This is a genomic window from Caloranaerobacter ferrireducens, assembly GCF_001730685.1.
GTDB lineage: Bacteria > Bacillota > Clostridia > Tissierellales > Thermohalobacteraceae > Caloranaerobacter > Caloranaerobacter ferrireducens.
Window position 1 is genome coordinate 27,639 of the sequence record NZ_MDJR01000006.1, and the last position, 26,992, is coordinate 54,630.

Consider the following 26,992-nt stretch of genomic DNA (forward strand, 5'->3'; position numbering starts at 1 on the left):
CTAAATTATGTATGAATATTTCTATGTATTTTCTTAAAATCCTTTATTTTTTTAACAATATAGTACTTGTGTACTTCCTAATGTCATTAAAGATACGTTTTGGTAATTTAGTTATTTTTCTTATGTTTTTATTAAATCTATTAACTTTATCATTTATTTTTCTAAAAGGGATTAATAACAAATCCATAATAAACCTAAATGGATATGTCAGTATATTTATTGCATATTTAAGTAACTTAATAAATACCCTTACTAAATAAACCATTAGAGTTATAACTGGCTTACTTAAAAGTTTTGTATAAATTAGTGCACCACAAATAAAGCCTAAAAAAACATACCCTCTTAATTCTCCCCAATTACTAAAAATTAATGTAGCTAAAGCTATAATCGATACAATAATCCAAAAAATCAAATCTTCTACTAAGGTAGCAATTTTCTTAGGTTTAGAAAAATACCTAAATATCCTATATAAATCATATACGAAGCCAATCAAAACTCCACCATACATGGTAAGCAAAAAAATATAAGCTTGACTCTCAACTGTGTTTCCCACAAAATCACCCCTAATGAAAATGAAAACCAATGGTATAAACCATCGGTTTTATTTAAACATTTTGCCTAATAAGCCAGAACCTTTTGAACCTGAAGTATCTTTGTTAGTGTATAAGATACCATTTATCTTACCTTCTATAACTATATTCCCATCTTCTAAATTCAGTTTGCTAATGTTTAAGTCATCTCCTTTAACAGTCATTAGACCTTTTACAGTTAATAGAATAATTGTATTATCATTAAAACTATCAACATGTTCTACTCCAGATATATTAAGCTTCTCTCTATTTTCTAATATTATATTTTGACTTCTGCTTGTAGTCTTCTTTTCACTCATCCCCCATCCCCCCAGAATACTTATGTTAAATGATTATGTAGTAAAATTAAGTTTTATTCCTAAATTATACATTTTATTAAATAGTATCATAAAACTTACTGACTATATCAAAATAAGCTAACAGCTAATAGCTGTTAGCCCAGACTATTGACAAACTTATCTTATTTTCATAAATAATCTACTTTGTCAACAAACTCATATTATATTATACATATTATGAGCATTATCCTTAGTTGCATGTTCTAATAACTGTAATACTTCAATTTTCATTGTCCTAGTACCAAAATTAATTTCAATTATATCTCCTATATTTACTAAAGTACCAGGTTTAGCTATCTTACCATTTACTAATACTCTACCTTGTTCGCAAGCTTCTTTAGCAACTGTTCTTCTTTTGATTATTCTAGAATTTTTAAGAAATTTATCTATCCTCATGTAATCACCTTCCTTTTTCATAATTAATAGCTGAAAGTTGACGGCTAACAACTAACAGCCAATAAAGAAAAAAATCAGGTCAATGACCTGATTTTTTATTTGTTAACTGCTTCTTTTAAGCTCTTACCAGCTTTGAAAACTGGTGCATTTGATGCTGGAATATCGATTACTTCTTGAGGATTTCTTGGATTTCTACCTTTTCTAGCTTTTCTTTCTCTTACTTCAAAAGTACCGAAACCTACTAATTGAACCTTTTCTCCTCTTACTAATGCTTCCTCTACACTCTTCATGAATGCATTTAATGCGCTTTCAGCATCTTTTTTTGTTAAACCACTTTTTTCAGCTATGCTTGAAACTAATTCTGCCTTGTTCACAATAAATACCTCCTTATTATTCAATTATATTAAAATTAGTACGTATAAGCATATTCTACCTTTTTAAGTAAAATCCTTCTTTTTAGTATTATTTTTTATCTATTTTTTTATTTTTATGTATCTTTGTTCTTTCCCACAACTCATCCATCTCTTCTAGTGTCATAAATTGTAAATCTTTCCCTATTTTTCTACTCATATCTTCCATATATTTAAACCTTTCAATAAACTTATTTATTGTCTTATTTAAAGCAATTTCTGGATTTACTTTTAGAAATCTACTAACATTTACTACAGCAAATAATAAATCACCTATCTCTTCTTCAATTCTATTCTTATTATTCTCTTTTAATTCAATTAATACTTCTTGTAATTCTTCCTTCACTTTTTCTAAAGCTCCATTTACATCTGGCCAATCAAAGCCTATATCAGCAGCTTTCTGCTGCAGTTTAAAGCTTTTTATTAAAGCAGGTAACCCCTTAGCTATACTTTCAAACCTTTGACTGTGACTTTCAATATTTTTTTCTTTATCTTTTATCCTGTTCCAGTTTGTCATTACTTCTTCAGAGTCTTTACAATTGAGCTCCCCAAAAACATGAGGATGTCTGTTAATTAGCTTACTACAAATACTAGATATTACATCCCAGATAGTAAAGTAACCTTCTTCTTTGCCTATCTGAGAATGAAATACCACTTGTAGCAACAGGTCTCCTAATTCTTCAGTTAATAAATCCATATCATCTTTATCTATTGCATCAACTACTTCATAAGCTTCTTCTAAAACATACTCTCTAAGAGATTGATGAGTTTGTTTAATATCCCACGGACATCCTTCTCTACTTCTCAATTTCTGCATAATATTAATTAAGTTATTTAAATCATATTTTGATCTATTTTCATCATCAATCTTAGGGATATAAATACTTGTCAGATAATCGATCCATTCTATTCTATCTAGCTCATATAAAGGTATCTTTAATATCCTTTCTTCTTCTGGTACTCCTGCTGCTCTAATTACATATATTTGATATTCATCATCATACACTTCCATTAGTTTCAATTTTACTTCTGAAGCAATCATTCTGTTATAAACTTGTGTTATTATATTGTCTACATTAATATCTACTGACTGCATACTTAAATTTAAACCATCTACAACTTTCATACCACTTATTGGATCTTTCTGAACAGTGTTTATTACACTATCTATAAAACTTACACCCGAATATATCTGTAATTCTACTTGACCTTCATCTCTATATTTTATCAACAACGATACTGTCTTTTCAGCCACCAAAGGATGTCCCGGTATACAGTAAATAATGATACCATGTTCTTCAGATTTTTTCACTAGGTCTTTAGCTATATTTTCATAAATTACATCAAAATCTTCACCTTTTTCATACATAAAGTCGTATGATTCAAATTCAATATTATTTTCATAAAGAAAACTTACTGTTGGATGTTTTTCAGTTCTTAAATAAACTTTATAACCTTTTTTCAAAACTTTTACCGCACCTATTGTTAATAAATCAGGGTCTCCTGGACCTAATCCTATAACAATAATCTTTCCCATATGAAAACCTCCATTATTCTTATATTTGCCAAAAAAGCTAGGTTTATACCTAGCTATTCCCTCAAAAGCCCTATTGTGCCTAATACTTTAGAAATTTTTCTACCACCTGGCAGTAATTCAAAATCTCTTGAAGTTATTGCTCCAGTTACTAATAATGCAAAACCATATACTAACGCTCCTACAATTATAGAAGCTAAAGTTGCTATTTTACTGCTTATTATAGATGATAAAAATACATATGAGAACTTTACAAATACAACCATTAATATAACTGAAATTATCGGTTTAACAAAAATATTTACAAAATTTAATGATGTCCTGGTATGCTTCATAACCGCAATGAAATTTAATACTGCAGCTACTAAATATGCAGCTACTGTACTTAAAGCTGCTCCTTTGACCCCTATTTCAGGTATTCCTGTCAATACATATGTTAAAATTATTTTCACTACTGCCCCAATCGCTAAATTTTTCACAGGAATCATAGGTTTACCTAACCCCTGCATAATAGCTGTAAGTGATTGTACTAAGGTTAAGAAAATCAAGCTAAAAGACAATATTGCAAGTATAGATCCTACACTTTGTTGAGTTTCTAAATCTGAAACGAAATATACTAATTCAATAATAGGCGTAGACAAAATATATAAGCCTAATGCAGAAGGTAAACCGATAAGAAGGGTAACTCTTACACCAGACCTTACTATTTTACTGATTTTAGCATAGTTTTTTCTAGCAAATGCATCAGATACAGCTGGAACTAAACTCATAGCTAATGCAACTGATAAAACTTGAGGTAAATTTATAAGGGTCTGAGCCATTCCCGCTAATCTTCCATACAAACCACTCGCTTCTGTTTCTGTAAAACCTATAGATTGCAACCTTCTCATTACTATAGCAACATCAATATTATTCATTATAGGAACTATAGAAGCACCAATAGTTATAGGTATTGCAATTAATAAAACTTTCTTAATAACAGAATTTAAACTCTCTAAAGGGTAATCAGCGCTACTTCTTATTTCCTGTTTTATATATTTTCTCTGTGAAAGATAAATAATCATTATTACAATAGTACCTGCTAGAGCTCCAGCAGAAGCTCCGAAAGTAGCTCCTCCAGCAGCTAACGGTAATCCTCTTCCTAAAAATTGATATGCTAAAATAAGACCAACTGCAACTCTAAATAATTGTTCAACTAGTTGAGATACTGCCGTAGGAACCATTGTCTGTCTACCTTGAAAATATCCTCTAAACGCAGACATAATCGGAACTAACATCAAAGCAGGCGCTATAGCTATATATGAATAATATGCATTTTTATTACTGAACAGATTTGATAAATATCCTGCTCCTATTAAAACAAATAATGAAGTAGCTATTCCAGCGAATAGAAATCCAAAAAAAGTTATCTTAAATAGCCTATGGGCTCCTTTATAGTCTCCTAATGCTCTTCTTTCAGCTACAAGCTTAGCGACTGCAACTGGAAAACCTGCTGTAGATATTGCTAATAAAAAATTATAAAGTGGATAAACAGTTTGATAGTAACCAATTCCTACATCAGTAAGTACATAATATAATGTAATCCTATATACTGAACCTAATATTTTAGCTAATACTCCTGCTATCCCTAATATAGCAGCACCTTTCAAAAAATTTTCCTTAGTCATAAACTTCCTCCTAATTTTCAGCCACGTTTAGTTAACAAATTCATTATATCAGAAATACAGTACTCATTAAATAGTGATTTTATTGAGAAGTTACTTTGCATCTAATATTCGTCAAACGAAAAGCCTACCTTGCAAGGTAGGCTATGTAACTCAAATTATTGCTCCATTTGTTTTGATAAGAAACCTGCTGCAGTTTCAGCTAATTTTGCTTCTAACTCTCCCATTTTCTTATCATTATCCTTAGTACATAAAATAACTGCTCCAATCGGATCTCCTTGAGTAATTATAGGGGCTATTACTTGACTAGTATATTTATCGGCGTTAAATTCATCAGATGTTACTCTTATAGGCTTACTCTTTCCAGAAGCTATATACGTTTCCTTTCCTTCCATAATCTTTTCAAGCTCTGGGCTAACTTTTTTATCCAAATAATCGTTTTTTGATCCTCCAGAAATCGCAACTACTGTATCTCTATCTGTTATTACAGTTATATGCCCTGTAGTTTCATAAAGCGATTCTGCAAATTCAGTAGCAAATTCACTTAATTCAACAATTGGTGAATATTTTTTTAATATTATTTCGCCTTCTCTGTCCGTAAATATCTCTAAAGGATCTCCTTCTCTTATCCTAAGAGTTCTTCTAATCTCTTTAGGGATTACTACTCTACCTAAATCATCAATCCTTCTTACTATTCCTGTGGCCTTCAATTTTTTCCCTCCTTATTACAAAGTCTACAAAATTAAATTTTAAGGTGGATTTTGTTTTAAACACTCATGTGTTTTAACAAAATTACACCGTTTAGTTGTATATTTATTATTTTACTATCAAGAACTTTTTATGCATTGATGGTAATTTAAAGTAAATTAAAAAGCTCATCAACTTTTCGTTGATGAGCTTTTTAATTAGATTATTCTAAAAATATTTCTACATTAGCATTTTCTCTTAATTCTTTTAACTTTTTATCATATTCTCTATTTTTCAACTCTTGTATTATATTATCTTTAACTTCATCGAATGAATATATTTTATCGATCTTATCCTCTACTTTAATAATATGATAACCGTACTGTGTTTTTACTATATCACTAATTTGTCCAGGTTCTAGAGAAAAAGCAGCCTTTTCAAATTCTGGTACCATCTGTCCCTTACCAAAATAACCTAAATCTCCACCATTTGCTGCTGAAGGACCTATTGATTTTTCTTTTGCCAATTCCGCAAAGTCTTTACCATTTTTCAATTGCTTAAGAATTTCTTTTGCTTCATCTTCTGTTTTAACCAATATATGTCTAGCTCTTACTCTATAGTCTCTAAATAAATCTATATTATCTTCGTAATATTTTTTTGCTTCATCAAGAGAAATTTCTATATCTTTCAAAACTTCTTCTTTATATTTAGAAATCAACATTTCCTTTTTTATTTCTTTTCTAAAATAATCTTCAGTTATATTGCTCTGTTTTAAAAATTCCTTAAATTTTTCTTCGTTTTCAAAATAATTAATATAATTTTTAATTTCTTCATCAACTTCCTTATCTGTCACTTTAATACCTAGCTCTTCAGCTTTTTGAGATATTATCTGCTCAATAATTAACTTGTCTAAAAATTTTCTCATTGCTTCTTCTTCAAGCTGCTTCCATATTTCAGACCCTACCTTACTCTCAACAGCCTTTTTATAGACATTAAAATCCTTTTCGAAATCTTCCTTATATATACTATCACCATTAACTTTTGCTACAATTTCCCCTTTAGTCTCTTGATTTACACAACCTGACAGTACAAAAATAAGTACCGTTACTAACAAAATCCCAATAGATTTTATTCTTATTTTATTAAACAAATTTATCAACTCCTCTGCTCTACCTTCATGCACCTTTTCTATTTAATTATATATCAATTTCCCCTTCATGAAAACTGCTAATTTTTTGAATAACTTGTTCAACTTCTTTCAATATGCTTTCTTGCATGCTTTTCATTAGCTTATATTTTATATGAGGAGTTTTTGAAATATCAAATGACATACGCCTTCCAAAACTATTTAAAAGTTCATTAATAAGTTGTGGTGTGATAATATCAGGCTTAGCAAATTCTATCTTAATGTAATTATCTATTTGAGTTAATGAACTTACTTTAGCTCTCTTACACATTGATTTTATTAATGATATTCTCATCAAATTATCAACTTCTTTAGGTATGTCTCCAAATCTGTCAATTATCTCCTCCTGTACATCTGATAAATCTTCTCTGTTTTGAATTGATGATATTTTCTTGTATATCTCTATTTTCTGTTCTTCATTAGCTATATAACGACTAGGTATATATCCATCTACATTCAGTTCTATTGTAGTTTCTATCTCTTCTTCCTTTATTTCACCTTTAAGTTTCTTTATTGCTTCCTCTAAATATTTCACATATAAATCATAACCAATCGAAGCCATGTGACCATGCTGTTCAGGTCCTAATAAGTTTCCAGCACCTCGTATTTCCAAATCTCTCATGGCTATCTTAAAACCAGAACCAAACTCAGTAAACTCTTTTATCGCTTTTAAACGTTTTTCAGCAACCTCAGATAGTGCTTTGTCTTTTTCATAAGTAAAGTATGCATATGCTATCCTATTACTTCTTCCTACTCTACCTCTTAACTGATAAAGCTGTGACAATCCCATTTTATCAGAATCATAAACTATTAAAGTATTTACATTAGATATATCTAATCCTGTTTCAATAATAGTCGTACATACTAATATATCATACTCTCTTTTTAGAAAATCTATCATAACTTTCTCAAGTTCTCTTTCACTCATTTGCCCATGCCCAACTGCTATCCTAGCTTCAGGGACTAATTTTTTTAATCTAGCCGCCATCTGCTGAATACCTTGTACTCTATTATATACAAAATAGACTTGACCACCTCTATTTAACTCCTTAACTATTGCATCCCTAATTATACCCTCATTATATTCCATAACATATGTTTGTACTGGATATCTTTCTTCAGGCGGTTCATCTATAACACTCATATCTCTGATACCAACTAATGCCATATGAAGAGTTCTTGGTATTGGAGTTGCAGTTAACGTTAATACATCAATTGATTCCTTTAGTTTCTTTAGAGTTTCTTTATGTTTAACACCAAATCTCTGTTCCTCATCTATAATCAATAATCCTAAATCTTTAAATTTTACGTCACTTGATAATAACCTATGCGTTCCGACTACAATATCTAAATTCCCACTTCTTAAATCTCTTAAAATTTTCTTCTGATGACTTGGCGTTCTAAACCTACTTAACATATCTACTTTAACAGGAAATTGACTAAATCTCTCTCTTATCGTATTATAATGCTGTTGAGCTAAAATAGTTGTAGGTACTAAAAATGCAACCTGTTTTCCGTCCATAACAGCTTTAAATGCAGCCCTTAAAGCCACTTCTGTTTTTCCATATCCTACATCTCCGCATAACAATCTATCCATAGGTTTATCTTTTTCCATATCTCGTTTAATTTCTTCTATACATTTTAATTGATCATTGGTTTCTTCATAAGGGAATAAATCCTCAAATTGCTTTTGCCAAGGCTGATCCTTTGAAAAAGCAAATCCTTTAGTAGTTTGCCTTTTTGCATAAAGTTCAAGAAGCTCTTTAGCCATATTCTCAATTGCCTTCTTAGCTTTTTGTTTAGTCTTAACCCATTCTCCTGTTCCAAGTTTATTTACTTTAGGCTTTATAGAATCTGCTCCTATATATTTTTGTATTAAATCCATTTGATCTACAGGAACATATAATCTATCTTTACCAGAATACTTTATACTTAAATAATCCTTCTTTACTCCTTGAACCTTTAATTGCTCTATACCTACATATACACCGATTCCATGCGTTTCATGTACAACATAATCTCCTGGCTTAAGGTCAGTAAATGAAGTTATCTTCTTAGTATCTTTACTATATTTTTTAACTCTTTTCTTTTTGGATTTTCCATATATTTCTTTATCGCTAATTATTGCAAACTTCAAATCTGGATATTCGAATCCTCTACTAATAGTTCCTGCTAAAACAAAAATTTGTCCAGATTTTATTTCTACATCGAAGGTTTTTATGAAGCTGCATTCTACTGAATACTCTTTAAGCGTTTCAACAAGCCTCTTTCCTCTATCTTCTACTCCTGAAAGTATTATTATCTTATATCCTCTATATTTTAAATTTTTAAGCTCATTTACCAAAAATTCTATCTTGTTATGAAATGACTGCATACCTTTTGTTACAATATTAACTGTTTCTTTACTTTCAAAGATATCAATACCCTTTCTTAATCCCATTGACACAATACAAGGTCTTTCATTTAATTTTTCTTTTAACTCATCAAAGTTATAATAAATCCCTTCTTGTTTAGGTAACACTTCTCCTCTTTCAAAAAAGTCTAAAAATTTACTTCTAAAACTTTTTAAATAAGTCCTTGCACTTTCTTCTATTCTGTGTGGTTCATCTATAAGCATTAGTGCTGATTCAGCAAAATAATCTATTATGCTTTTATACTGAACAGGGAAATATGGTAAAAGAGGCTCTATATTATCAAAATTTAATCCTGAATTAATTAATTCAATATAATGCGTGAACTTTTCAGTAAGCTTCTCAACCATTAATTGACCATTTTCTTCCTTATTTATCTTTTTAACAGTTTTTGTTAAGTCTTTTTCTATTTGTTTTACTACTTCTTCCCTATATTCATCTTCAAAGATAATTTCTTTAGCAGGTCCTATTTTAACCTCTGAAATATTTTCAATTGACCTCTGTGTTTTTATGTCAAAAGTTCTTAATGAGTCAATTTCATCATCAAACAATTCTACTCTTACAGGATTTTCTGAGGTTATAGGATAAAAATCTACTATACCACCTCTTACACTGAACTGTCCTTTCCCTTCAATCATATCTACTCTTTCATAGCCTAGTATATTTAAATTTTTTATTAGTTTTTCTAAGTCAATCTTATCTCCATATTTTAAAACTGTTCTATATTTACTTAATATTTCTTTATTGAAAACTTTATCCATTATTGACTCAACAGAAGCTACAACAATTATCGGTTCTGCTTCAATCAACCTATCTATAACCTTTAGTCTTTGATGTAGAATTCCATGACTATAAGCATCAATATTGTAAAAAACAACTTCCCTTTGTGGAAATAGTTCTACACCTCTAGAAGAAAATAGCCTTAAATCTTCAACAATTTTTTTAGCTCTAAGTTCATTATAAGTAACTATAAGAACTTGTCTACTAGTATGTTGATTCAATCCATAACAAATATGTGCTAAACTTTCTTCCGATAAACCATATAAAGATACAGGATATCTTTTGCTATTTATAGCTTCTATTAATTTGCTATATTGATTTGAATTCTTCAGCTGGTCAATAAAAACATTCAGAAACAAGAAAATCAGCTCCTTTTTAGCAGCAGCTTTAGCCCAGGCAAAAACCTGGGCTATGGTTTGTCACTTATCATTTTTATGCTTTATTGATATTTTATTCATGTGCTAACCATTGTATTCATTCATAGCTTTATTTAATCCTTGAGAAATAATCGTTTCTACAGCCGAAGCTGCCCTTTCTATCGTAGAATCAATTATTTCTCTTTCATCCTTGGTAAATTTACTTAACACAAAGTCGGCTAAATCCATACCTTCTTTAGGTTTACCTACGCCTATTCTTATTCTTGGAAAGTTTTCACTTTGTAAGTGATATAATATTGATTTCATTCCATTATGACTTCCAGCACTACCTTTTTGTCTTATTCTTAATGAACCAAACTTTATATCGATATCATCATATATAACAATAATATTTTCAGTTGGTATTTTGTAATAATTATATATATCTAAAACACATTCACCACTTCTATTCATATATGTTTGCGGCTTTACTAATATAACTTTTTCATTATTTATAAATGTTTCTCCATATACTGCTTTATGTTTTATTTTGTTTAATTTCACATTATTTCTTACTGCTAAGCAATCAATTGTATCAAACCCTACATTATGTCTAGTGCCATCATATGCTCTACCCGGATTTCCTAGTCCAATTACTACATACAAAGGAATCAACTCCCTATGTTAACCTTGTAAACCAAAATTTAATTAATCGAAAAGTTTACTTATTGACTCATTTGAATAGATTCTTTTAATAGCTTCAGCGAATAATGGAGCTACTGAAACAACTTCAATTTTATCAATCTGCTTATCTTCAGTAAGAGGAATAGTATCTGTTACTACTAATTTTTCAATTACTGAATCCTTTAATCTGTCAATAGCTGGCCCAGAAAGAACTGGGTGTGTACAGCAAGCATATACTTTCTTTGCCCCAAAATCCTTTAATACTTTGGCAGCTTTTGTTAGTGAGCCTGCAGTATCAACTATATCATCAACTAAAATCACATTTTTATCTTCTATATCCCCTATGATGTTCATTACCTCTGATACGTTAGCTTTAGGTCTTCTCTTTTCGATTATAGCAATTGGTAAATCTAATAAACTTGCAAAGTTTCTCGCTCTTCTAACCCCACCAATATCAGGTGATACTACTACTGTTTCTTTATCTATTATATTTCTGAAATACTCTGCTAATATAGGCACACCTGTTAAATGATCTACTGGTATATCAAAATACCCTTGAATTTGTCCTGCATGTAAGTCCATACTCACTACTCTGTCTGCCCCTGCTGTTGTTAATATATCAGCTACAAGTTTCGCTGTAATTGGTTCTCTTGCTTTAGTTTTTCTATCTTGTCTAGCATATCCATAATAAGGAATTACAGCATTTATCCTACCAGCTGAAGCTCTTTTTAAAGCATCAATAAGGATAAGTAATTCCATTAGGTTTTCATTGATTGGAGGACAAGTAGGCTGTATAACAAATACATCTGCACCTCTTACGGAATCTGAAATATGAACAGAAATCTCTCCGTCACTAAATCTTCCTACTTGACTTTCTCCTAACTCAATATTTAGCTCATCACAAATCTTTTTGGCAAAACGCTCGTTAGCATTACCAGTAAAAATTTTAATTTCTCTTCCTCCTATATTCATAAAAAAACTCCTCCTATGTTTTTTGTTATAATCCATAGGAAATTATATTCCTTATTAAATTGTGGATAATTTTGAATATAATTTCCGTTTATGGATTTCAATAAAATCTTCTTTAATTTATTTAAATCGAAGATTTTATTCTTTATTTTGATTAAACTTTTTATAAACCCAACCCTCTTTGTTTACCTGTCTTGCCCTTGCTATAGATAGAGTTCCTTTACCAACTTCCTCTGTTATTGTAGAACCTGCTGCTACATACCCTTTTTCTCTAACTACTACAGGGGCAACCAAATTAGAATTGCTACCAATGAAAGCATTATCTTCAACAATTGTTCTATGCTTGTTTACACCATCATAATTTACAAAAACTACACCACAGCCAATATTAACATTTTTACCCACATCTGCATCACCGATGTACGCTAAATGTGAAGCCTTAGAATTGTCTCCTATTACAGAATTTTTCACTTCTACAAAATCTCCTATTTTAACTGACTTACCTATTTTACTATTAGGCCTTAAATATGCATATGGTCCTATTGTTGTATCTTCATCAACTTGACTATCAATTATAGTCGATGTTTGCACTACTACTCTATTTCCAATATTACTGTTAATTATTCTCGAATTACTTCCTATTATGCAATCTTCTCCTATTTTAGTTTTACCTTCTAAAAAAACTCCTGGATATATAATAGTATCCCTACCTATTTCAACATCCTTACCTATATATGTATTATCAGGATCTATTATTGTAACTCCTGATAACATCAATTTCTCATTAATCCTTCTTCTCATTATCTTATTAGCTTCAGCTAATTGTACTCTAGAATTGACCCCAAATATTTCTGTATTGTCACTTAATTTATATCCGCCTACTTTTAATCCTTTTTCATTTAATATCTTGATTGAATCGGTTATATAATATTCATTTTGAGCATTATTATTGTTAAGATTACGCAAAGCCATTTTTAAATACTTGCCATCAAAACAATATATTCCTGAATTAATTTCCTTTATTTTCTTTTGTTCTATACTAGCATCTTTTTCCTCTACAATCCCTACTATATTCCCTCTATCATCTCTAATTATTCTACCATAACCCGTCGGGTTATCAAACTCAGCAGTTAAAACAGTAGCATTATTACCGCTTTCTTTATGATAATTTATTAAGTCAGTAATCGTCTTACTAGTAATCAAAGGTGTGTCTCCATAAAGGATTATAACATATTTATCATCTTTTATTAAATCTTCAGCCTGCATTACTGCAAAACCAGTTCCATACGGAACCTTCTCACCAATAGGTTGGTCTACAAATAATACTCCCTCTCCCCTTAACATATCTTTCACTTTTTCTTTACCATGCCCTACAATAACAATATTTTCATCTATCCCCGCACCTTTACTAGCTTCAATTACATGACTTAACATAGACTTTCCGCACACTTGATGCAATACTTTAGGTAGTTTTGATTTCATTCTAGTACCTTCACCTGCTGCCAAAATAATTGATGTAATCACTTTAAACACCCTCTCTAATACTATTTTATAATCCATAGGAAATTATAATAAAATCTTATATTTTTAAAAATTTAATGTTGATTTTATTGAAACTTTGTCTGGCATGCTTACATGCCAGAGTTGTTATAGCCCTTATTAAACTGTGGATAATTTCAAGTATAATTTCCGTAATAGATATAAGCAAAATCTTCCTTAATTTATTTAAATTGAAGATTTTGTTCAAAAATACAACTTACCTATTGTTATCTTTTTAAATATATAACACTGTATACAATTCAACAAAAAAAATATGTATCCTTTAAAATATTATTAAGTTTTTGTCAAAAAAAATAACATAAAAAAGAGGGCATTGACCCCCTTTTATCTAATCTTCCTTATTTTCTTTTAACGCTTTTTCGTATTCTGCTAAAATAGATTCTTGAATTTTGCTTCTTGTTTCTGAATTAATAGGATGAGCTATATCTCTAAATTCTCCATCTGGCATTTTTCTACTCGGCATTGCTATAAAAAGACCATTATTTCCTTCTATAATTTTTATATCATGCACTACAAACTCGTCATCAAATGTAACTGATACAATAGCTTTCATCCTACCTTCATCACTTAACTTTCTAATCCTTACATCAGTAACCTTCATAACTTCACCACCTTCCCCCGTAGCTGTTCAATATATAAATTAGTATTCTCTTAATTTTGACAAATTCCTTCTACTTTTAAAACAAATTAATCAATATTACTCAATAAGTCTCTATTAGGCTCAACGATAATCTCTTTTGTCTCTTCATCAATCTTTTTTAATAATAATAATGGTAAGTAATTATCTATTAATTTTTCCTCTGGCAATTCTGTCGCAATGAATACTCCTGTTCCTACTACTTCTGCTTTAAATTCTCTCATCATATCACAAATTCCCTTTGCAGTACCCCCAGCTTTCATAAAATCATCTATCACTAAAACTCTAGCACCTTCTTTCATAGCTTTTCGTGATAAAGACATAGTCTGAATTTTTTTTGTTGAACCAGTTACATAATTTATGTTTACTGTAGCTCCTTCTGTAACTTTTATATTCCTTCGTATTATTACTAATGGCACATCTAATGATTGAGCTGTCATTAAAGCGATTGGTATACCTTTAGTTTCAACAGTAACAACATAATCTACGCTTTCACTAACAAATCTATGTGCAAATATTTTCCCTGCCATCCCAACAATTGATGGAGTATATAATAAATCAGTCATATATATAAATCCACCAGGAATTATTCTTTCTTTTTCAGCTAACGCACCTGCCACATTGCTCAAAAAATCACTTATCATATGTTCAGTAATCTGAGGTATATATTTCACTCCACCAGCTGCCCCAGGAATAGTCTCAATTTTCCCTAATTGAAGCTTTTCTAACATTCCCTTAATTATTACTATATCTTCACTAATCGTAGATTTTGCTGCATTGAACTTATCTGTAAAATAATTATAAGTAAAAATATAATTAGGTCTATCACTCAATATCTTCATTATAGCTCCTATTCTTTCGTTTCTCTTAAGCTTAATCACTTAAATCCTCCTAAACACGAATATTTTATCTTATTAAATATAATTTTATTCGTAAAATATAAATAAATCAATACTTTATTGAAATTATTTTTTTATGAACAAAATCTTCTACTTAAATAAATTATAAGGATGATTTTGTTGAAATCCATAAACGGAAATTATATTATTAAATTATCCACAATTTAATTATGATATAATTTACTCAGTAACAGCCTTTTCTTCTAAGAATAAAATAATATTGAAAGTATTGGAAATAATATTATTACTGTATTATCTAGGAGGTAGTTATATGTTTAGCTTTGACATACATAAACACAATTTCAAGCATGTACATTTTATTGGAATAGGCGGTATTAGTATGAGTGGCCTTGCAGAAATTTTATTAAACGCAGGATATACTGTTTCAGGATCTGATATGAAAAACTCCGAAATAATAGAAAGGTTAAAAGAAAAAGGGGCTATCATATATATAGGTCATGATAAAAATAATATAAATGGTGCAGATCTAATAGTCTATACATCAGCTATCAGTAAAGATAATCCAGAATATATAGAAGCTATAGAAAGAAATATAGCAATCGTTGATAGAGCTACTTTTTTAGGACAATTAATGAGAATATACAAATCTTCTATTGCAGTTTCTGGTACACATGGAAAAACAACTACAACAGCTATGATATCTGTTATACTTGAACATTCTAATCTAGATCCAACTATTTTGCTAGGCGGCGTTTTAGACACCATCGGAGGTAATGTGAAAATCGGTAAAGAAGATATATTTTTAACTGAAGCATGTGAATATAGAGGAAACTTTCTGAAGTTTAATCCTAATATAGGTATAATTCTTAACATAGAAGAAGACCATTTAGATTATTTCAAAAATATTGACCACATAGTCGAAACATTTGCAGACTTTGCAGCTTTGCTTCCTAAAGATGGATTTTTAGTCATAAATAATGATGATATAAACACTTCAAAAATTATTAATAAAGCAAATTGCAATATCGTTACTTTCGGAATAAAAAACAAAAGTAATTATAAGGCAGATGATATATCTTTTACAACATACGGTTTTCCTAAATTTAAGCTAATAATTAATAATTCCGAAGAATACAACGTAACTCTTAAAGTAATGGGAATACATAACGTATACAATGCTTTAGCTTCTATTGCAACAGCTCATAACCTTAACATTCCTATTAATACCATAATAGAAGCTATCGAAAGCTATACAGGAACTCACAGAAGATTTGAAACAAAAGGTATTATAAATGGAATTAGAATAATAGATGATTATGCACACCATCCAACTGAAATAAAAGCAACTCTTAATGCAGCTAAAAAACTCCGACACAATAAGATATGGTGTGTATTCCAGCCTCATACTTATACGAGAACTAAAGCTTTATTAAATGAGTTTAGTGAAGCTTTCCATGACGCTGATAATGTAATAGTAACTGATATATATGCTGCAAGAGAAAAAGATACAGGTCTTGTTCACTCAAAAGATTTAGTAGATTTACTTATAAGCAAAGGTATGAAATCTTTATATATTAATAACTTTAAAGATATTGTTGATTACTTATCAAAACAAACTAGTGAAGGTGATATTATTCTTACTGTCGGAGCAGGAGATATTTATAAGGTAGGAGAAATGTTATTGAATAATAGTCAATAGACTATCAATTATTAACTACCATCTTTTTTATAATTCATAGGAAATTATTACACCTTGTTAAATTGCGGATAATTTTAAATATAATTTCCGTTTATGAATATAGGCAAAATCTACCTTATAATTATTTAAATCGAAAATTTTGTTCATTTAATAGTGTTTAATTTTAAGAAATTTGGTTATAAATATAAATACTTAGTCCCCCACTCCCCCCATCAAAAATGGGTTCCCGAATTTATTTTGGGAACCCATTTACATATCTAATTTTCAGTTTCAATATTTACATTATATAATTTCATCATCAATTCTCTAATCTGCTTTGAATCATATGCAAAGTAAGATACTCTTTTCCCATCTATACTTTTATATATCGCCCTACCAGGAAGTGTTGTCATTGAAACATCTTCTATTTTTATACCTATTGCCTTACTTACATACAATAAAGTATCAGTTAAACTCATATCTGTTTTAATATATTTAAAACAAGTTTGAGCTACAACTGGCAATCTAAAGCTTAAAGCTTTTTTTACAGCTGATTTAATAAATTGCTGCTGAGCTCTAATTCTACCTAAATCACCATCAGGATAACCTACTGTCTTATCATTATTTTGCCTAAATCTTAAAAACTGAACAGCTTTCTCTCCATTTAATATCTGTCTTCCTTTCTTCAAGTTTATATGAAGAGGAGGTTTAGCAGTAGGGTCATCATAAACCATATCAAAAGGAACATCTACCTCTACACCACCTAGAGAGTCAACTATTTTCTCTACTCCCGAATAAGTAACTTTAACATAATGATGTATTGGAACCCCACCAAGTACAGCTTCTACTGCTTTCATTGTACCTTTTACTCCTGCATCCCCATAAACAGCATTAATTTTTCTTTTATCAGCTTCTTCATAGCCTAATCTGTAAAAATAAGTATCTCTAGGTATTGATATTAAATCTACTTTTTTTGTAACAGGATCAAAACTAGCAAATATTATAGTATCTGTTCTTGGTCCTTCTAACCCCAAAAGCAAGATATTTATTCTTTTGCTTTCCTGTATAGCTTTTTTAAATGGGTCTAAACTTTTAGAATTATCATTTGATGAATCACTATTATCTTCTGTATCATTATTATCAACATTTTTTAAATCTTCTTGAGTCGCTGCATTTGCATCATAAAATTTCATAAATGTAAATACGCCTGCACCTATTGCTAAAACAAAACAAAAAAACGCAATAGTAAATACTTTTAGAAATTGTTTCATATATCTTCACCTTCCTAAACAATATGCTAATTTACTGCTGCATACATACAAAAGAATCTAGTATTATTATAACACATTATTTATAATATTAAGTTACACTTAAGTTACAGATATTTGAATTACTAAATGATTATAGCATTAATTTTGTTTTTTTTCAAACTGAACAAAATCTTCGATTTAAATAAATTAAGGAAGATTTTGCCTATATCCATTACGGAAATTATATTTATAATTATCCACTATTTAATAAGGCATATAATTTCCTATGGATTATAAATAAGGTGAGCTAAAAAGCTCACCCTTATCTTTCAACGATAACTGCTGTACCTTGACCTCCACCAATACATAAAGTTGCAAGTCCATATTTAGATTCTCTTCTCATCATCTCATAAATTAATGTTACAAGAATTCTTGCTCCTGAAGCTCCTATCGGATGTCCTAAAGCTATAGCACCACCGTTTACATTAACTTTTTCTGGATCTAATCCTAAATCTCTCATAACAGCTATTGATTGTACTGCAAACGCTTCATTAGCTTCAATCAAGTCTAAATCTTCAACTTTCAGCCCCGCTCTTTCCAATGCCTTTTTAGTGGCTGGAACTGGACCATATCCCATAATCTTTGGATCTAATGCTGCTGAAGCATATGATTTAATAGTAACTAAAGGCTTTATCCCTAATTCTTCTGCTTTTTCTTTAGCCATTACTATTAACATAGCTGCGCCATCATTTATTCCTGAAGCATTACCTGCTGTTACAGTACCATCCTTTTTAAATGCAGGTTTTAATTTTGCAAGTTTTTCAATAGTAGTTCCGTGTCTAGGATATTCATCAGTATCTACAATAATAGGATCTCCCTTTCTTTGTGGTACTTCAACAAGAACTATCTCATCTTTAAATTTGCCTTCTTTCTGTGCTTTTTCTGCCTTAAGCTGACTTTGCAAAGCAAACTCATCTTGTTCTTCTCTAGATATATTCCACTTTTCAGCTATGTTTTCAGCTGTTATACCCATATGATAATTATTGAATATGTCTGTTAATCCATCATGAATCATTGTATCAATTAGCTCTCCATGTCCCATCTTAAGTCCCCATCTAACTCTAGGTACAAGATATGGAGCATTACTCATACTTTCAGTACCACCTGCTAAAATAACATCAGCATCTCCTAACATGATAAACTGTGCTGCCATACTTACAGCTCTAAGTCCAGAACCACAAACTTTATTAATTGTCAAAGCTGGTGTAGTTTCCTTTAAACCTGCTCCTAAAGCTATTTGTCTCGCTGGATTTTGACCTAAACCTGCTGATAAAATATTTCCAACTATTACTTCATCAATCATTTCTTCCTTAATACCAGCCCTTTTGATTGCTTCCTTAGCAGCCACTACACCTAAATCTATTGCAGATAATTTAGATAAACTACCACCAAAACTTCCTATAGGTGTTCTAGCAGCACCAACAATAACAACTTCTCTCATATTTATAACCTCCTACAAACTAATATATTATTCAGCTATCGGCTATCAGCCTATTTACATTATGGCTATTCGCCATTCGCTATTCGCTATTCGACAGCAATAAACTAAAGACATTAACTAAGAACTATTGACTAATAGCTGTTAACTAACAGCTTATTTTATAATCCATAGGAAATTATATACCTCGTTAAATTGTGGATAATTTTAAATATAATTTCCGTAATGGATATAGGCAAAATCTTCCTAAATTTATTCAAATCGAAGGTTTTGTTCTTATTTACTGTAATCAAAGAATCCTTTTCCAGTTTTTCTTCCTAGTAAACCACCTCTAACCATTTTCCTTAATAATGGATGTGGTCTATATTTAGGATCAGCAAATTCCTTATATAGCACTTCCATAATGGCTAAACAAACGTCATTTCCTATAAGGTCAGCAAGTGCTAATGGTCCTATAGGATGATTAGCGCCTAATTTCATGGCATTATCAATATCTTCTGCTGATGCAACACCATCTGCTAAAATACCAACTGCTTCATTAATCATTGGAATAAGTATTCTGTTTACTACAAAACCAGGAGCTTCTTCAACTTCAACTGGAGTTTTACCAAGCTCTATTGATAAATCACATACTAACTTCTTAGTCTCATCTGAAGTCGCAATACCTTTTATAATTTCAACAAGTTTCATAACTGGTACTGGATTAAAAAAATGCATTCCTATAACTTTTTCAGGTTTATTAGTTACACTTGCTATTTCTGTAATAGATAAAGATGAAGTGTTAGTTGCAAGTATTGTTTCTGGTTTGCATACTTTATCTAACTCTTCAAATATTTTTTTCTTTATTTCCATATTCTCAACTGCTGCTTCAATAACTATATCTACATCTTTTATTAAACCCATATCAGTAGTAGTCGTAATTCTATCAAGAACTTGATTTTTTTCTTCTTCTGTCATTCTCTCCTTTTTTACATTTCTATCCAAATTCTTAGTAATGATAGATATTCCTCTTTGAAGATATTTTTCTTCAATATCTTTTAGTATTACTTCATGCCCTGCTTGTGCCAGAACCTGAGCTATGCCTGAACCCATTGTACCAGCACCAATAACACAAACTTTCATCAAATCTCCTCCTTAAAATATTTATTTTAGAAGTATGTTTTAATTACTGATTTTTAAACTTTGGCTTTCTTTTTTCAATAAAAGCAGTCATTCCTTCTTTCTGATCATCTGTAGCAAAACATAATGAAAATAGATTTCTTTCTATTTCCATTCCTGTTTCAATATCTGTTTCAAAGCCTCTATTTATAGCTATTTTTGAATATCTTACTGCAATCTGACCTTTAGAAGCTATCTTCTTTGCAATCTCAACAGCTGTATTCATAAGCTCTTCATGTTTAGTAACTTTATTTACAAGACCTATCTTTTCAGCTTCATTGGCATCTATCATATCTCCAGTAAATATCAACTCTTTAGCTTTAGCTATACCGACTAAGCGTGATAATCTTTGAGTGCCTGCAAATCCAGGAGTAATCCCTAGCCCTACTTCTGGCTGCCCAAATTTTGCTTTTTCAGATGCTATCCTGATATCACAACACATCGCAAGTTCGCATCCACCACCTAAAGCAAATCCATTTACAGCAGCTATAACCACTTTTTCCATAAGTTCAATCTTTCTAAAAACTTCTATGCCTTGTTCTGCAAACTTTCTAGCAACTTCTGAAGTCATATCTTTCATTTCTACAATATCAGCTCCTGCAACGAATGCTTTACCTTCTCCAGTTATTATAACTACACAAATATCCTTGTCCTTTTCAATTTGATCTACTGCATCACTTAATTCTTCTAAAACTTTAGAATTTAAAGCATTCAAAGCTTTAGGTCTGTTGATAGTTAATATACATATATTGCCTTCTTTTTTTAGTAAAAGGTTTTCATATTCCACACTACCCCTCCTTATCTTTTAACATGCTTTACTACTTATTTAAATTCAAAAATATACCAAAACATTTCTTTATAATCCATAGGGAATTATATACCTTATTAAATTGTGGACAGTTTTAAATATAATTTCCGTTTATGGATATAGGTAAAATCTTCCTTAATTTATTCAAATCGAAGATTTTATTCAAATTATTCCCTTTCTTTAAATAATATATATTTCATAATTCTTTAAAAATTCAAATAATCCTCTTTTATTAAAAAGTCTTTTACTAAATTTTAATAACTTTTATTATAAGCATAAAGAAAAACCATTCTGATTACAGAATGGTTTTACTGCCAAATTCCTATTTTTCTGATTTTATCATATCTTAAATTAAGTAAATCTTTTTTATCTAATTTCATTAATTTAGGAATTTCACTCAATATATATTCCTTTATTTTTTCTGCTACAAATGCTATATCTTTATGAGCCCCTCCTAAAGGTTCTTCAATTATCTTATCTATAACTCCAAATTCTAATAAATCTCCAGAAGTTAATTTCATAATATTTGCAGCCTTTTTAGCTAAATTTGCATCTTTCCATAATATACTCGCAAGACCTTCTGGTGATATAACAGAATAAACAGAGTGTTCTAACATACAAACTCTATCACCTACTCCTAAAGCTAAAGCACCACCACTTCCACCTTCACCAATTACAATAATAATTATAGGTACCTTTAACTTACTCATCTCAATAAGATTTGTTGCAATAGCCTCTCCCTGTCCTCTTTCTTCTGCTCCTATACCACAATAAGCACCTGGCGTATCAACAAAAGTTACAATCGGTCTGTTGAATTTTTCGGCTTGTTTCATAAGTCTCAACGCTTTCCTATATCCTTCTGGATGTGGCATACCAAAATTTCTTTCTATATTTTCCTTTAAGTCTTTACCTTTTTGATGGCCAATTACAGTTACAGGAATGCCTTCTATTGTACCTATTCCGCCGATTATCGCTTTGTCTTCTCCATAAAGTCTATCCCCATGAAACTCAATAAAATCAGGTATTATCTTTTTTATATAGTCAATAGATGTAGGTCTTTCCGGAAGTCTTGCAAGCTTTACTTTTTGCCATGGTGTTAAATTACCATATACTTGTTTTCTCATTGTATCTAATTTAATTTTCAATATATCTATTTCCTTTGATAAATCTACATTATGCTCTACACTAAATTTTTCTAATTCTTTTACCTTATTTTCTAATTCAATTATAGGTTTCTCAAATTCTAAATGATTAAACATCTAACTCACCTCTTAAAGAGTGTATATATAATATATCTGCTAATACATCTCTTAGATTTTTTCTATGAACTATTTTGTCTACAAAACCTTTATCTTTTAAAAACTCAGCCCTTTGAAAACCTTCAGGAAGTTTCTGTCTTATAGTTTGTTCAATTACTCTAGGGCCTGCAAAACCGATGAGAGCTCCTGGCTCAGATATTATAATATCTCCTAACATAGCAAAACTTGCTGTAACCCCACCAGTAGTCGGGTCTGTAAGAACTGATATATATAAAAGTCCTTCCTCTGAAAGCCTTCCTAATGCAGCAGAAGTTTTTGCCATCTGCATAAGAGATAATATACCTTCTTGCATTCTAGCTCCTCCAGATGCAGAAAATATAATCAAAGGCATTTTCTTTTCTATAGCCCTTTCTATCGATCTAGTTATTTTTTCTCCTACAACAGAACCCATACTTCCCATCATAAAATTAGGTTCCATAATACATGCAACACACGGATACCCTTTAATTTTTCCTTCACCTACCACTACAGCTTCATCAAGCCCTGTCTTCTTTTTATAATCTTGTACCTTTTTTTCATACTCTGGAAAATTTAAAGGGTCAGCTGGTTTTAAGTCTTTATCATATTCCTTAAAGCTTCCATTATCAAAAATCATATTTATTCTTTCTGTTGAATCTATTCTAAAATGATAATCACATTTAGTGCAAACCATCAAATTTTTCTTTACTTCATCTATAAGTAATATTTCTCCACATCTTTTACATGTAATATGCTTATCATCATTTATTACCGTTTTCTCTTCTAACTTTTTAGGTCTCTCGTCTATTAACTTTTCATCTCCATTATCCTCTCTGTATAAAGTTATAGTTGCATACTTTCTTTTACGAAAGAGGTCTTTTATCATATTTTTCACCTCTCACCATATTTTTTAAGATAACTTCATTTACAAACGAAGTATCAATTTCATTCTTAATGAATCTTTCATTATTTAAAATATCCAAATGGAAATCTATATTAGTGCTAATCCCTTCAATTACTGTTTCCTCTAAAACTCTTTTCATTCTATTAATCGCTTCTAATCTACTCTCTCCCCAAACGATTAATTTCCCAATCATAGAATCATATGTTGGCGGTATTACATAGCCACTATATAAATGACTATCTATTCTAACACCATACCCTCCAGCTGTATGATAAACCTCTACTAATCCTGGTGAAGGTCTAAAATTTTCTTTAACATCTTCCGCATTTATTCTACATTCAATAGCATGACCTTTAATAATCACATCCTGTTGTGATATACTTAATTTTTCTCCTGATGCTATTTTAATCTGCTCCTTTATCAAATCTATACCAGTTACTGCTTCTGTCACAGGATGTTCTACCTGTATCCTTGTATTCATCTCAATAAAATAAAAATTTTTGTATTTATCCAGCAGAAATTCTACAGTACCAGCATTGACATAACCTACAGCCTTAGCAGCCTTTATTGCAGCTTCACCCATTTTATTTCTTAACTCATCATTAACTACTTCACTTGGTGCTTCTTCAAGCACTTTCTGATTTCTTCGCTGCAGAGAACAATCTCTATCTCCCAAATGAATAATATTACCATATTCATCAGCTAATATCTGAAATTCTATGTGTCTAGGATTTTCAATAAACTTTTCTATATACATAGAATCATTATTAAATGCAGACAGTGCTTCTCTTTGCGCCATAATAAAGCTTTTTTCAAACTCATCTTCGCTGTGCACTACTCTCATACCTCTACCGCCACCGCCACTAGCTGCTTTTATCATTACAGGAAATCCTATTTTTTTAGCAATATCTTTAGCTTCATCCAATCCATTTACAGAGCCTTCAGAGCCAGGAACAACTGGCACTCCTGCATTAATCATAGTCCTTCTTGCTTCAGCCTTATCACCCATTTTTACTATATGCTCAGGATAAGGTCCTATAAATTTAATATCATGTTCTTTGCAAGCTAAAGCAAATTTAGGATTTTCGGATAAAAAGCCATATCCAGGATGAATTGCATCTGCCCTTGTAGATAAAGCTGCACTAATTATATTTTGTATATTCAAATAACTCTTTGCAGATGATGCTGGGCCTATACATACAGCTTCATCAGCTAAATGAACATGTAGACAATCTTTATCCATCTCTGAATATACAGCAACAGTTTTAATGCCCATTTCTTTACAAGCCCTTATAATCCTAACTGCAATTTCACCTCTATTTGCTATCAATATTTTTTTAAACATAACCTTACCTCCTAATCTTCATCAAAGGCTGACCATACTCAACTACTTCCTCATTTTCAACTAGTACTTCAACAATCTCTCCTGAAACTTCACTCGTAATTTCATTCATTATTTTCATCGCTTCTATAATGCATAAAGTTTGACCTTCATTAACTTTGTCTCCTACTTTCACAAAAGGTTCGACCCCCGGGCTTGGTGATGTATAGAAGGTACCCACAATAGGTGATTTAACAATAAATATATTTTCATCATAGATTATTTTCTCACTTGTTAATGATTCTTTTTTAGTTTTTTCTAGTTTAGCTTCCTCAACTAGATTCTCACTACCTAAAACAACATCGCTTGATTTACTTATGCTAATTTTAATATCTTCAGTTTCAATATCCACTTTATTTATACTAGTTTTGTCAATTGTCAATATTAACTCTTTTATATCCTTAATATTCATACGATTACCTCCCAATTTTATTGGTTGATTTTAGTATCTGGTACTAATATATGATATTATTATAACATAATATTATTTTTTTTTGCAATAATTATGATCCTATCTATCAAAGATAGGGTCATATAAGCTAATAATAAATTTATCCTTTTAAATAGTGAAAATAAAAGTGAATGCTTGAAAAAATTTAGTTAAAAACTAGGTGAAAATTTTGAAGAAAATCCGTAGGCTTAACAGGATGTTAAGCCAGCATCCTACAAGACAGGACTTCTTGATTAGGTGCGTTAGGATTTTCTAAAAATTTGAGCCCTTAGTTTTCTCTAAATTTTTTCGCATGAGCGTTATTTTCATATATTTTCAAAAAATTATATAACCCTATCTATCAAAGATAGGGTCATAATAAATAAGTTTACAATCATTATCAACATGTTTGCCAGTAGAATAAGATATATTCGGAAAACATCTTATTAACTCTTGCTCTCTTACTTCTCCTTTTATATATTTAATAGCCCCTTCTATCATTTCTTTGCTTTCTATAACAGATCTCATATATATATCATCAAAACTTTCATAATAAATTTCTTCTTTTTTACAAGGATGTTTCCACAAATTATGTTTTCTATTCAAATAATCTTTTTTATCATCTATATGCCTTGGATAAATTAAACTGCTATAGTCAATTTGTTTTTTTATAACTACATCTATCATGTTTAAAAAAACCTTCTTATAACCACAAGGATCATGTATTATTTTTAAAACTTTATTCATATCCTTAAAAGAATCTTCAATAAAATCTATTTCTATCTCAGGTTTATATAATTTTTTCAAAATATATATGTAAAAATCTATTAACACATTAGGTAATTTCTCTACATCAATCTCCTTATATGCTGGATATTTGTAAGTATATAAATTTTTTCTTTCTTTTAACAAAATAGTATCTATAATAAGTTCTAATTTCTTATGATATATACTATATTTAAATGTAGCGTAATCATTTTCATCATACACTCCAGCTTGGTAATGGATAAAAGGATGAGCATTTCTATCTAATCCAAAGTGACAAATAAAGCCTGATAAATAAGTAAAAAGTGTTAAATAATCATCATAATTATTTACTCTTTTTTTAAGATACTTAAAACTCTCAACAAAAAAATCACCCGTTCTTTTTAAATGCATGATTTTCCCAAATTTAGGCCCTCTTTTTTTCTTCTTCCAAGGCCAAAAATCATTGTATAAGAACACATCTGGTCCTTGACATCCCAATTTGAATATGTTTATTTTTTCATTTAACACTCTTTTCCAATCTTGATTTTCTAAAGAACTTATAACATCATGTCCACATAACAAATGTGTCCATACATCTGGCATTTTATCACTCACCTTTTAAACATATAATTTAAATATTTTCCACTACCATACTTATACCCTGTTTTGTTTTTAATTTTAACCAATTTCATTATATATTTTATGTTACTTATCTTTAAATATCTCAACAATATAATTAAAATCCTTATATAATCATTCTTAAATATCTTCTAGATTAATTTTTCATCCCCTTTTAAAT

General features: G+C 30.2%; 24 protein-coding genes. 1 reads left to right on the forward strand and 23 read right to left on the reverse strand.

Annotated elements, in window-relative coordinates; genetic code table 11:
• Positions 1-43: 43 nt before the first annotated feature.
• From yabQ to purR, 14 genes are all read right to left on the reverse strand, one after another.
• Positions 44-553, reverse strand: a complete 510-nt coding sequence (gene yabQ / locus BFN48_RS09270; RefSeq protein WP_083238889.1) for a spore cortex biosynthesis protein YabQ — start codon at positions 551-553, stop codon at positions 44-46.
• Between the two features lie 48 nt (positions 554-601).
• Positions 602-889 carry a sporulation protein YabP gene (gene yabP / locus BFN48_RS09275; RefSeq protein ID WP_069650629.1) on the reverse strand — a complete coding sequence of 96 codons (288 nt, stop codon included), beginning with the start codon at positions 887-889 and terminating at the stop codon, positions 602-604.
• 195 nt (positions 890-1,084) lie between these two features.
• Positions 1,085-1,324, reverse strand: coding sequence for an RNA-binding S4 domain-containing protein (locus BFN48_RS09280; protein ID WP_069650630.1), 240 nt, complete (start codon positions 1,322-1,324; stop codon positions 1,085-1,087).
• Between the two features lie 95 nt (positions 1,325-1,419).
• Entirely contained in the window at positions 1,420-1,698 is a 279-nt protein-coding gene (locus BFN48_RS09285) for an HU family DNA-binding protein (RefSeq protein ID WP_069650631.1), read from the reverse strand.
• Between the two features lie 88 nt (positions 1,699-1,786).
• Positions 1,787-3,271, reverse strand: coding sequence for a bifunctional methyltransferase/pyrophosphohydrolase YabN (gene yabN / locus BFN48_RS09290; RefSeq protein WP_069650632.1), 1,485 nt, complete (start codon positions 3,269-3,271; stop codon positions 1,787-1,789).
• A gap of 53 nt (positions 3,272-3,324) precedes the next feature.
• A complete protein-coding gene (locus BFN48_RS09295; RefSeq protein WP_069650633.1) occupies positions 3,325-4,935 on the reverse strand; it encodes a putative polysaccharide biosynthesis protein in 1,611 nt (536 codons plus the stop codon).
• 155 nt (positions 4,936-5,090) lie between these two features.
• Positions 5,091-5,642, reverse strand: coding sequence for a stage V sporulation protein T (spoVT, locus tag BFN48_RS09300; RefSeq protein ID WP_069650634.1), 552 nt, complete (start codon positions 5,640-5,642; stop codon positions 5,091-5,093).
• Between the two features lie 200 nt (positions 5,643-5,842).
• Positions 5,843-6,802, reverse strand: a complete 960-nt coding sequence (locus BFN48_RS12480; RefSeq protein WP_069650635.1) for a peptidylprolyl isomerase — start codon at positions 6,800-6,802, stop codon at positions 5,843-5,845.
• A gap of 13 nt (positions 6,803-6,815) precedes the next feature.
• Positions 6,816-10,355 carry a transcription-repair coupling factor gene (gene mfd, locus BFN48_RS09310; RefSeq protein WP_141706161.1) on the reverse strand — a complete coding sequence of 1,180 codons (3,540 nt, stop codon included), beginning with the start codon at positions 10,353-10,355 and terminating at the stop codon, positions 6,816-6,818.
• Positions 10,356-10,457: 102 nt separating this feature from the next.
• The gene (gene pth, locus BFN48_RS09315; RefSeq protein WP_069650636.1) at positions 10,458-11,018 is read right to left on the reverse strand and encodes an aminoacyl-tRNA hydrolase; all 561 of its coding nucleotides are present in this window, start codon (positions 11,016-11,018) and stop codon (positions 10,458-10,460) included.
• Between the two features lie 42 nt (positions 11,019-11,060).
• A complete protein-coding gene (locus BFN48_RS09320) occupies positions 11,061-12,008 on the reverse strand; it encodes a ribose-phosphate diphosphokinase (RefSeq protein WP_069650637.1) in 948 nt (315 codons plus the stop codon).
• Positions 12,009-12,143: 135 nt separating this feature from the next.
• A complete protein-coding gene (glmU, locus tag BFN48_RS09325; protein WP_278287332.1) occupies positions 12,144-13,529 on the reverse strand; it encodes a bifunctional UDP-N-acetylglucosamine diphosphorylase/glucosamine-1-phosphate N-acetyltransferase GlmU in 1,386 nt (461 codons plus the stop codon).
• A 364-nt stretch (positions 13,530-13,893) separates the two neighbouring features.
• Positions 13,894-14,166 carry a septation regulator SpoVG gene (gene spoVG, locus BFN48_RS09330; protein ID WP_069650639.1) on the reverse strand — a complete coding sequence of 91 codons (273 nt, stop codon included), beginning with the start codon at positions 14,164-14,166 and terminating at the stop codon, positions 13,894-13,896.
• A gap of 86 nt (positions 14,167-14,252) precedes the next feature.
• Positions 14,253-15,083: a pur operon repressor gene (purR, locus tag BFN48_RS09335; protein WP_069650640.1), complete on the reverse strand. Its 831-nt coding sequence runs from the start codon at positions 15,081-15,083 to the stop codon at positions 14,253-14,255.
• Positions 15,084-15,372: 289 nt separating this feature from the next.
• Here purR and murC point away from each other — a divergent pair, with 289 nt between their 5' ends.
• Positions 15,373-16,761 carry a UDP-N-acetylmuramate--L-alanine ligase gene (gene murC / locus BFN48_RS09340; protein WP_069650641.1) on the forward strand — a complete coding sequence of 463 codons (1,389 nt, stop codon included), beginning with the start codon at positions 15,373-15,375 and terminating at the stop codon, positions 16,759-16,761.
• 257 nt (positions 16,762-17,018) lie between these two features.
• Here murC and BFN48_RS09345 read toward each other — a convergent pair whose 3' ends face one another.
• The 9 genes from BFN48_RS09345 to BFN48_RS09385 form a co-directional block, all read right to left on the reverse strand.
• Positions 17,019-18,011 carry an LCP family protein gene (locus BFN48_RS09345; RefSeq protein WP_069650642.1) on the reverse strand — a complete coding sequence of 331 codons (993 nt, stop codon included), beginning with the start codon at positions 18,009-18,011 and terminating at the stop codon, positions 17,019-17,021.
• 301 nt (positions 18,012-18,312) lie between these two features.
• Positions 18,313-19,491 carry an acetyl-CoA C-acetyltransferase gene (locus BFN48_RS09350; RefSeq protein ID WP_069650643.1) on the reverse strand — a complete coding sequence of 393 codons (1,179 nt, stop codon included), beginning with the start codon at positions 19,489-19,491 and terminating at the stop codon, positions 18,313-18,315.
• Between the two features lie 273 nt (positions 19,492-19,764).
• Positions 19,765-20,610 (reverse strand): 3-hydroxybutyryl-CoA dehydrogenase, encoded by an 846-nt coding sequence (locus tag BFN48_RS09355; protein ID WP_069650644.1) that lies wholly within the window; start codon positions 20,608-20,610, stop codon positions 19,765-19,767.
• A gap of 43 nt (positions 20,611-20,653) precedes the next feature.
• Positions 20,654-21,433 (reverse strand): short-chain-enoyl-CoA hydratase, encoded by a 780-nt coding sequence (locus BFN48_RS09360; protein WP_069650645.1) that lies wholly within the window; start codon positions 21,431-21,433, stop codon positions 20,654-20,656.
• A 329-nt stretch (positions 21,434-21,762) separates the two neighbouring features.
• A complete protein-coding gene (locus BFN48_RS09365; protein WP_069650646.1) occupies positions 21,763-22,713 on the reverse strand; it encodes an acetyl-CoA carboxylase carboxyltransferase subunit alpha in 951 nt (316 codons plus the stop codon).
• The gene (gene accD, locus BFN48_RS09370) at positions 22,706-23,617 is read right to left on the reverse strand and encodes an acetyl-CoA carboxylase, carboxyltransferase subunit beta (protein ID WP_069650647.1); all 912 of its coding nucleotides are present in this window, start codon (positions 23,615-23,617) and stop codon (positions 22,706-22,708) included. Before accD ends, BFN48_RS09365 begins: the two co-directional genes overlap by 8 nt.
• A complete protein-coding gene (gene accC, locus BFN48_RS09375; protein WP_069650648.1) occupies positions 23,595-24,980 on the reverse strand; it encodes an acetyl-CoA carboxylase biotin carboxylase subunit in 1,386 nt (461 codons plus the stop codon). The genes accD and accC overlap by 23 nt, the downstream gene beginning before the upstream one ends.
• A 4-nt stretch (positions 24,981-24,984) precedes the next feature.
• Positions 24,985-25,428: an acetyl-CoA carboxylase biotin carboxyl carrier protein gene (accB, locus tag BFN48_RS09380; RefSeq protein WP_069650649.1), complete on the reverse strand. Its 444-nt coding sequence runs from the start codon at positions 25,426-25,428 to the stop codon at positions 24,985-24,987.
• 372 nt (positions 25,429-25,800) lie between these two features.
• Positions 25,801-26,808 (reverse strand): zinc dependent phospholipase C family protein, encoded by a 1,008-nt coding sequence (locus BFN48_RS09385; RefSeq protein ID WP_176718860.1) that lies wholly within the window; start codon positions 26,806-26,808, stop codon positions 25,801-25,803.
• Positions 26,809-26,992 lie beyond the last annotated feature (184 nt).